General features: G+C 65.6%; 3 protein-coding genes. 2 read left to right on the forward strand and 1 reads right to left on the reverse strand.

Annotated elements, in window-relative coordinates; all coding sequences use genetic code 11:
- Positions 1-118: 118 nt before the first annotated feature.
- Positions 119-310: a ribbon-helix-helix domain-containing protein gene (locus EJC47_RS20660; protein WP_010189081.1), complete on the forward strand. Its 192-nt coding sequence runs from the start codon at positions 119-121 to the stop codon at positions 308-310.
- Positions 311-669: 359 nt separating this feature from the next.
- Positions 670-1,383, forward strand: coding sequence for a replication protein A (locus tag EJC47_RS20665; protein ID WP_236559431.1), 714 nt, complete (start codon positions 670-672; stop codon positions 1,381-1,383).
- A 302-nt stretch (positions 1,384-1,685) separates the two neighbouring features.
- Here the strand turns inward: EJC47_RS20665 and EJC47_RS20670 are convergent.
- On the reverse strand, positions 1,686-4,072 hold a 2,387-nt coding region (locus tag EJC47_RS20670), incomplete at its 5' end, for a Tn3 family transposase (RefSeq protein ID WP_126849577.1).

Raw genomic sequence — 4,072 nt, forward strand, 5'->3', positions numbered from 1 at the left:
GGTAGCTGTCCACGCGTGAATATGTGAATGTGTGAACACAGAAATTAGGAGCTTGGGGGTGGCACGATCGACAAACGCCAGAAAGCCGGCCGGGACGGCAGCGCAGGCCGACGAACCGATGCTGCCGATCGAAGCGCCGCGCCGTCAGCGCAACCGCATCGGCAAGAAATCGATCGCTGGCCGGTTTGATCCGGCGGTTGCCCGAGCGTTCGCGATCCTTGCTGTCAAGGAGGACAGCACGATCGAGGCCATGTTGACCGAGGCCGTCCTCGACATTCTCCAAAAATACAATCAGCCAATCGAGAAGTGAACAGGCTCACGTGTGAATGTGTGGACACGTGGACAATAGACCTATTGCACCAGCCTTATAGAGCACACTTCCCAACGCTATAGGAATCTGACAGGCTTTGGTGTCGGCGAACTCGTTCGCCGATTCGTCGTGGCGATCATAGCGGGTGGCACCGCTAAGGCCAAAACGACGAAAGCCCGGCTTGGCGGCCGGGCTCTCGGAAAGTCTGATGGGCGGGAAGCCCGTGTTCTGTCGCAGGAACAGCCTCCCGCAGATCGGACGTGAAGTCAACTCGAAAACGCTGTTTTCGAGAACGGGAGAGCTATGTCCATGTGGGATTGCCGCCAGCAGCCGGGCCGACCGATCGACGGGAGGTTCCCATGCAAACTGTATTCGAGGCCCTGGGAGGGGCGACGAGAGGGCGACGACCGGGCCGTCAGACCGGCCAGCGGGTCCATCGCTACAGCCGCACCGAGGAGGGCCGGGAAGGGCGGTTCTGGCAGCCGTTCAATCCCAAGAATGTCGCCCGGTTCATGCAGGCGGCCGAGAAGTATGATCGGGTGAAACGGCTTGCCCACCGGCGCGAGCGCAACAACCGCGAGAACGGGGCGATCGGCCATGTCGGGCTTGAGGTATTGCGCGAGCTGCTACGCCTGATCGACTACAAGACAGGCCGGCTCGATCCGGCGATAGCGACGCTGGCGCTTCGCATCGGCCGCTCGATCGCGGCCGTGGTGGACGCGCTAAAGCGGCTCAAGGCGCATGGCTTCCTCGATTGGTTGCGCCGCTATGTGCCGACCGGCAACGCGGGGCTGCGCGGCCCCCAGGTCAAGCAGACCTCGAATGCCTATCGTTTGATGCTCCCGCCGCAGGTTGAGCGCGGCATGACCGCACCACCGCCAGAGGATGACAGCGATCGGCGACGGGTGGCGGCCGAGGAGGGCAGGGCGATGATCGCCGCGCTCCCCCTTGATGAGCAGCCAGCCCAGCTCATTGACGATCCCGGCCTTGCCGCGATTCTTGCCCGGCTCGGGCGAGGGATCATGGACCAAGAACGTGATTCAGAGAGGCAGAATGAATCCCGGCAGAGTTAGAAATATACAAGTGGAATTGGCCTAACGGCCAATGCGTAGTTCGCTTCGTGCCGCCTACGGCGTCACAAGGGCGGCGCAAGCGCCGCTGGCTAGGCGGAAAAGAAGTGGGGCAGGTGGCGACGGAATCACCCGCTACGGCCGCTCAGGAAAGCCGTGAGGGCAGGAGAGGGGCTTTCGACGTGTCATGGGCGCCGATGACGGCAAACTCCACCAGCGAGGTTTAAATCGACCCGGTGGTTTGCGGCCGAACTAGCCGCCCCAATCGTTCAGGGGTCGGTTCCGGCTGAGGGCGAAATGACACCCTAAGCGACGACGTCTTTGGGCCAGAGGTATTCGCCGGTGAGCAGGATGTGCGCCCACCCGAGCGGAGAGACGTGGGCGAGAAGATGGTCCGGCGTATCGAGCCCTTCGCGACGCCGGGCTTCCACGGCATGGCCAAGGTGCAGGGTGTTCCAATATACGATGATAGCGGTGAGTAGATTGAGGCCCGCGATCCGGTAATGCTGGCCCTCGGTGGTGCGGTCGCGGATTTCGCCCTGCCGGCCGATGCGCAGGGCGTTCTTGAGCGCGTGGTGCGCCTCGCCCTTGTTGAGGCCGACCTGGGCGCGGCGCTGCATCCCGGTGTCGAGGATCCATTCGATGATGAACAGCGTGCGCTCGATCCGACCGACCTCGCGCAGGGCCGCGGCCAAATCGTTCTGGCGCGGATAGGCGGCGAGCTTGCGCAGGATGCGGCTTGGTGCGACCTGCCCTGCGCTCATGGTGGCGGCGCAGCGGAACAGGTCGGGCCAGTTGGAGACGATCAGCGCCTCGCGCGCCTTGCCGCCCACCAGCGGGCGCAGTTCTGCCGGCGTGGCGGCCGGATCGAACACGTACAGCCGCTTGGACGGCAGGTCGCGGATACGCAGTACGAGGCGGTAACCGAGCATGGCGCTGATTCCGAACAGATGGTCGGTGAACCCGCCGGTATCGGCGTACTGCTCCTCGATCCGCCGCCCGGCTTCGTTCATCGTCAGCCCGTCCAGCAGATAGGGTGCCTCGCTGACGGTCGCGGGGATGGTCCGCGATGCGAACGGCGCGAAGCGGTCGTTGACGTGGGTATAGGCCTTGATGCCGGGGTCGTTGCCGTAGCGGGCATTGACAGTGTTCATCGCCTCGCCCTGTCGCGCGGCGGGGTAGAACTGGCCATCGGCCGACGCAGTGGTGCCCATGCCCCAGACCCGCGCCATCGGCAGCGCGCCTTGCGCGGCGACCACGTTGGCCAGCGCTTGGTCGATCGCCTCGCTCTCGACATGCCAGCGCGCGAGGCGGGAGAGCTGCCAGTAGTCGTGGGTATTGCAGGCCTCGGCCATCTTGCGCAGGCCGAGGTTCAGCCCCTCGGCGAGCAGGACGTTGAGCAGGCCGATCCGGTCGCCACACGAAACACCGGTGCGCAGATGGGTGAAGGCGTCGGTGAACTCCAGCGCGGCGTCCACTTCGAGCAGCAGGTCGGTGATGCGGACGGGCGGCAGGCGACGATACAGATCGAGCACCAGATCATCGATGCCGTCCGGTGCATCGGCGATCAGGCGATCGATCCGCAACGTGCCGCCCTCGATGCTGCCTTTCGGGATCGTGCCGGCGCGCGCGGCGCGACCAAGCCGGGCAAGGCCATCGGCAAGTCGCGCCTTGCGGTCGGCGAGCCAGACATGCGGGTCGGCCGGGACCGCCAGCTTCGCAGCGCGCGCGGCCTCCATCGGCACGAGGACGTTCCGGAGGTCGCCGTAGCGATGCGAGCGGTCGAGCCAGATGTCGCCCGAGCGAAGCGCGTCGCGCAGGTGGAACATGACTGCGACTTCCCGAAGGCGGGCATCATCGTCGCCCTTCGCCCGCAACTGACGCCGCCATTTGGAATGCGGACGCAGGAAATCGTCGTTCGCCAGCAGTGCGCCATTGGTGGCGATGGCGGTCGCCGCGTCGAGCAGAGGCCGGGTGACCGGCGCAGCTTCGAGGTCGAGGCAGCGCAGCATGCGCGGGGCATAGCGGCGGAACCGATGATAGCCCTGATCGACATGGGCCAGCGGATCGTCGCCCAACGTCTCCGTCAGCGTTCTGGCGGTCGCGACGAGGCGGGTAAGATGCTCCCACCCCGCTGCACGCGCGACCGCGTCTTCCAGCGACGCGCCGTCGCCATGCGCTTCGAGCAGCAACTGGCCGAGTGCGGCGAACCCGTCCAACGTCGCTGTAACCCCACCTCTGGTTTCCGCCGCGCGTACGTCATGCAGCTGTTTCGCCTCGCGCCAAGTGCGCCCAACGATCCGGTCATGCGTCTCGATCACCGCATCGGCGGTCGCGGTCGCCCACTCGATGATGCAGACCGCGAGGATGGCGCGACGCCGGTCGGCACCGAGATCGCGCAGGCCATCGGCGAAGTAGCGTTCGCCCTGTCGGCGCAACCGGGCGATACGATGCGGCGGGACGCCGACGAGCAGACCGGCATCGAGATTCATCGCGCGCAGGAACTCCAACCGGTCGAGCAGTCGGTTCGCCGCGGCCGAATTATTGCCCGGCTCGATCCGGCGCAGCCATATGAAGCGGCTGATTGTCCCCGGCAGCATCTCGGTCGTCAGACGGTCGAGCCGGGTGTAGGCGGCCGGATCAATGCGTGTGGCGATGCGCTTGTCGATGCGACGTTCGGCCGCGACAAGCG

It is taken from the genome of Sphingomonas sp. TF3 (assembly GCF_003985085.1).
GTDB lineage: Bacteria > Pseudomonadota > Alphaproteobacteria > Sphingomonadales > Sphingomonadaceae > Sphingomonas.